Origin of the sequence: Streptomyces sp. UW30, assembly GCF_008042075.1 — a bacterium.
GTDB lineage: Bacteria > Actinomycetota > Actinomycetes > Streptomycetales > Streptomycetaceae > Streptomyces.
The window spans coordinates 304,643-309,417 of the sequence record NZ_RDBN01000021.1; the positions used below are offsets into that span (position 1 = coordinate 304,643).

Sequence of the window (4,775 nt, forward strand, 5' to 3'; positions counted from 1 at the left end):
ATGCGCCCGGCACCCGACCCCGCGCGCCCCGGACCCCGCGTACCCGCGACTGCGCGCACCCTCCAAAAGCCCACCCCGGCCCTTGACGCCGCATCCCCACCGGAGCATTATTCATCGCATGATGAATTATTCCCCCGTCCACTCGGTCCGCTCGGACCCTCCCGACACCCCCGCCATCCGGGCCGAGTCCCTGAACGTCGTACGCGGCCCGCGCCAGGTACTCCGCGACCTCGATTTCACCGTCCCCCGCGGCCAGATCACCGGCCTGCTCGGCCCGTCCGGCTGCGGCAAGACCACCCTCATGCGGGCGATCGTCGGCACCCAGGCCAAGGTCACCGGCAACCTCGACGTCCTCGGCCGCCCCGCCGGCCACCCCACCCTGCGCACCCGCATCGGCTACGTCACCCAAGCCCCCTCCGTCTACGACGACCTGACGATCCGCCAGAACCTCGACTACTTCGCGGCGATCCTCGACCCCGGCCACTCCGCCACCACCCGGCGCCAGGAGAACGTCACCCGCGCCATCACCGACGTCGACCTCACCAGCCACGCCGACGCCCTGGCCGGCAACCTCTCCGGCGGCCAGCGCAGCCGCGTCTCACTGGCGGTCGCCCTCCTCGGCACCCCCGAACTCCTCGTCCTGGACGAACCGACGGTCGGCTTGGACCCGGTCCTGCGCCGCGACCTCTGGAACCTCTTCCACGACATCGCCGCCTCCCGCGGCGCCACCCTCCTCATCTCCTCCCACGTCATGGACGAGGCCGAGCGCTGCCACCGCCTGCTCCTCATGCGCGAGGGCGAGATCCTCGCCGACGGCACCCCGGAGGCCCTGCGCACCCGCACGGGGTCCGAGACCGTCGAGGCCGCCTTCCTGCACCTGGTCGACGAGGCGGTCGCGGCCGCCCGCGCGAAGGAGACCACGCGATGACCACCACCACGAGCCCGACCACCACGCTCCGGCCCGTCCCCACCGGCGCCCTGAACATCGCCCGCACCACCGCCACCGCCGCCCGGGTCCTGCGCCAGCTCCGCCACGACCCCCGCACCATCGCGCTGATGCTCCTCGTGCCCTGCGTGATGCTGTTCCTGCTGCGCTACGTCTTCGACGGCAACCCGCGCACCTTCGACAACATCGGCGCCTCCCTCCTCGGGATCTTCCCGCTGATCACGATGTTCCTGGTCACCTCCATCGCCACCCTGCGCGAACGCACCTCGGGCACCCTCGAACGCCTCCTCGCCATGCCCCTCGGCAAGGGCGACCTGATCGCCGGCTACGCCCTCGCCTTCGGCACCCTCGCGATCATCCAGTCCGCCCTGGCGACCGGACTCGCCGTTTGGTTCCTCGGTCTGGACGTCACCGGAAGCCCCTGGCTGCTGCTGCTCGTGGCTCTGCTCGACGCCCTGCTCGGCACCGCACTCGGCCTGTTCGTCTCGGCCTTCGCGGCCTCCGAGTTCCAGGCCGTCCAGTTCATGCCGGCGGTGATCTTCCCGCAGCTCCTCCTCTGCGGCCTGTTCACTCCCCGCGACAACATGCACCCCGCCCTCGAGGCCATCTCCAACGTCCTCCCCATGTCCTATGCGGTCGACGGCATGAACGAGGTCCTCAAGCACACCGACATGACCGCCAACTTCGTCCGCGACGCCCTGATCGTGGCGGGCTGCGCCCTGCTGGTCCTGTGCCTGGGAGCGGCGACCCTGCGGCGCAGGACGGCATGACCGCCACGGGGTCGGGCCCGGCGCCCGGACCGTCCGCCCACCGGACACGTCACCTCGAAAGGTGGCGCCCGGTGCGAGGATGAATCCGGACGACTCAACCCCCGGAGGACACCCCAGCCATGACCCAGAAAGTCGCAGTCCTCGGCACCGGCAAGATCGGCGAAGCCCTGCTCAGCGGAATGATCCGCGGCGGCTGGGCCCCGGCCGACCTCCTGGTGACGGCCCGCCGCGCGGAACGAGCCGAAGAACTCCGCACCCGCCACGGAGTCACCCCGGTCACCAACGCGGAAGCCGCCAAGACCGCCGACACCCTGATCCTCACGGTCAAGCCGCAGGACATGGGCACCCTCCTCGACGAGCTCGCCCCGCACGTCCCCGCCGACCGCCTGGTCATCAGCGGAGCCGCAGGCATCCCCACCTCCTTCTTCGAGTCCCGCCTCGCCGCGGGCACCCCGGTCGTCCGCGTCATGACGAACACCCCCGCCCTCGTCGACGAGGCCATGTCCGTCATCTCCGCCGGCAGCCACGCCAGCGAAGCCGACCTCGCGCACACCGAGGAGATCTTCGGCTCCGTGGGCAAGACGCTCCGCGTTCCCGAGTCCCAGCAGGACGCCTGCACGGCCCTCTCCGGTTCCGGCCCGGCGTACTTCTTCTACCTGGTCGAAGCCATGACGGATGCCGGCATCCTCCTCGGACTGCCCAGGGACAAGGCGCACGACCTGATCGTCCAGTCCGCGATCGGCGCCGCGACGATGCTCCGCGACAGCGGCGAACACCCCGTCAAACTGCGCGAGAACGTCACGTCCCCCGCCGGCACCACCATCAACGCCATCCGCGAACTGGAGAACCACGGCGTACGAGCCGCCCTCATCGCCGCCCTCGAAGCCGCCCGCGACCGCAGCCGCGAGCTTGCCACCGGCAGCAGCAACAAGTGACGCCCGGCCGCCCCCTGCCCCAGAGGGCGGCCCAGCGCACCCCTTATACGGTCACCCCGATATCGGCGGCCGCACCCACAGCCGGCAGCAATCCGATCGCCCGATACGCGGCATCCACGGTCGGCCGAGCCATCGCCCGAGCCCGCTCCGCACCATCCCGCAGCACCCCCTCCACATAGCCAGGATCCGCGCACAGCTCCCTGTGCCTCTCCTGCACGGGCCTGAGGACCTCGACCACGGCCTCCGCGGTGGCTGACTTCAAAGCTCCGTACGTTTCATATACACCGCTCAGCTCCGATGGGTTCCCACCCGTACAGGCCGCGAGGATCTCCAGCAGATTCGCCACCCCCGGCTGCGCGGCCCGGTCGTACACGACCTCCCGCCCACTGTCGGTCACGGCACGCAGGACCTTCTTCCGCACCACGTCCGGCTCGTCGAGCAAATAGACGATCCCCGGACCGGAGTCATCGCTCTTGCCCATCTTCGAGGCCGGATCCTGCAGATTCATGACCCGAGCCGCGACCTGCGGGGGAGTAGCCCGAGGCACCACGAACGTATGTCCGTACCGCTGGTTGAACCGCACCGCCAGATCCCGTGCGAGCTCCACATGCTGCGTCTGATCGTCCCCGACGGGCACCTCATCGGTCCCGTACGCCAGGATGTCCGCCGCCATCAGCACCGGATACGTCAGCAGCGACAGCCGCACACTCCCGCCCCGCACCCGCTCGCGCGCCGCCTTCTCCTTGTACTGGATCATCCGCCGCATCTCGCCGTCCGTGGCCACGCACTCCAGCACATACGACAACCGCGCGTGCTCATCCACATGACTCTGTAGGAAGACGGTGCACAGCTCCGGATCCAGCCCTGACGCAAGCAACAACGTTGCCGCCTGCCTACTGAGCCTGCGCACCCGCGCTGGATCGTGGTCCACGGTCAGCGCATGCAGATCGACGATGCAGAACAGCGCGTCGGCCTGGTGCTGATCGACGGCCGCCCACCGGCGCATGGCCCCCAGGTAGTTCCCCAGCGTCAGATGCCCGGTCGGCTTGATCCCACTGAAGACCCGTGTCATCTCTTCTCCACCTCCTGGTCGAGACCGCCGTCCCCGGCCGGCCGACCCTCTGGAGGGAGATACGAGAAACGGCCGCCGAGGCGGCGGCCGTTGAGTGCATACGTAAGCGCGGCCGCCGTCAGGCGGCCCACCACAGCTGGGTGTACGTACGCGTCGTCATGCGTCCCACAGTACGCCGCCGGGGTGCCACATGGAGTGAAGTTGACACGCCCCGACCCGATCCGTAGTGTTCTCCGAGTTGTCCGACGTGAGCGCCGACTTCGGTCGGTCCCCGGACAGCCACTCCGCAAGTACCAACCACTATTCGACGACAGTCGATCTGTCTGCCGTCGTTTCATTGGCATGCGTATTTAAGGAATGAGGAATCCGCGCTCGACAGAGCGCAGCCCCCGATTAGCTCGGGAGCAGGGAATCCGCTAAAGTCTCACTCGTCGGAACGGCCCAACGGCTGGGAAGGCAAAACCCGCTGACTGGGAGTCAGGCCCGAAAGGATCTGATAGAGTCGGAACCGCCGGAAAGGGAAACGCGAAAGCGGGAACCTGGAAAGCACCGAGGAAATCGGATCGGAAAACGGTCTGATAGAGTCGGAAACGCAAGACCGAAGGGAAGCGCCCGGAGGAAAGCCCGAGAGGGTGAGTACAAAGGAAGCGTCCGTTCCTTGAGAACTCAACAACGTGCCAAAAATCAACGCCAGATATGTTGATACCCCGTCTCCGGCCGGTCTTCCGGTTGGGACGAGGTTCCTTTGAAACAAAACACAGCGAGGACGCTGTGAACGGTCGGGCCTATTCCGCCTGACTGTTCCGCTCTCGTGATGTGTGCACCCGATTACGGGTAAACATTCACGGAGAGTTTGATCCTGGCTCAGGACGAACGCTGGCGGCGTGCTTAACACATGCAAGTCGAACGATGAACCACTTCGGTGGGGATTAGTGGCGAACGGGTGAGTAACACGTGGGCAATCTGCCCTTCACTCTGGGACAAGCCCTGGAAACGGGGTCTAATACCGGATAACACTTCCACTCTCCTGGGTGGAGGTTAAAAGCTCCGGC

General features: G+C 67.5%; 4 protein-coding genes. 3 read left to right on the forward strand and 1 reads right to left on the reverse strand.

Going from position 1 to position 4,775, the window contains the following annotated elements:
• Nucleotides 1–118 precede the first annotated feature (118 nt).
• The 3 genes from EAO75_RS11690 to proC all read left to right on the forward strand — a co-directional run bounded on the left by EAO75_RS11690 (nucleotide 119) and on the right by proC (nucleotide 2,651).
• Entirely contained in the window at nucleotides 119–928 is an 810-nt protein-coding gene (locus EAO75_RS11690; protein WP_147994976.1) for an ABC transporter ATP-binding protein, read from the forward strand.
• Nucleotides 925–1,716, forward strand: a complete 792-nt coding sequence (locus EAO75_RS11695; protein WP_147994977.1) for an ABC transporter permease — start codon at nucleotides 925–927, stop codon at nucleotides 1,714–1,716. The genes EAO75_RS11690 and EAO75_RS11695 overlap by 4 nt, the downstream gene beginning before the upstream one ends.
• Before the next feature lie 119 nt (nucleotides 1,717–1,835).
• Nucleotides 1,836–2,651 carry a pyrroline-5-carboxylate reductase gene (gene proC / locus EAO75_RS11700; RefSeq protein ID WP_147994978.1) on the forward strand — a complete coding sequence of 272 codons (816 nt, stop codon included), beginning with the start codon at nucleotides 1,836–1,838 and terminating at the stop codon, nucleotides 2,649–2,651.
• Nucleotides 2,652–2,694: 43 nt separating this feature from the next.
• On the opposite strand, the gene trpS is transcribed toward proC, so the two are convergent.
• A complete protein-coding gene (trpS, locus tag EAO75_RS11705) occupies nucleotides 2,695–3,723 on the reverse strand; it encodes a tryptophan--tRNA ligase (protein ID WP_147994979.1) in 1,029 nt (342 codons plus the stop codon).
• Between the last annotated feature and the right edge of the window lie 1,052 nt (nucleotides 3,724–4,775).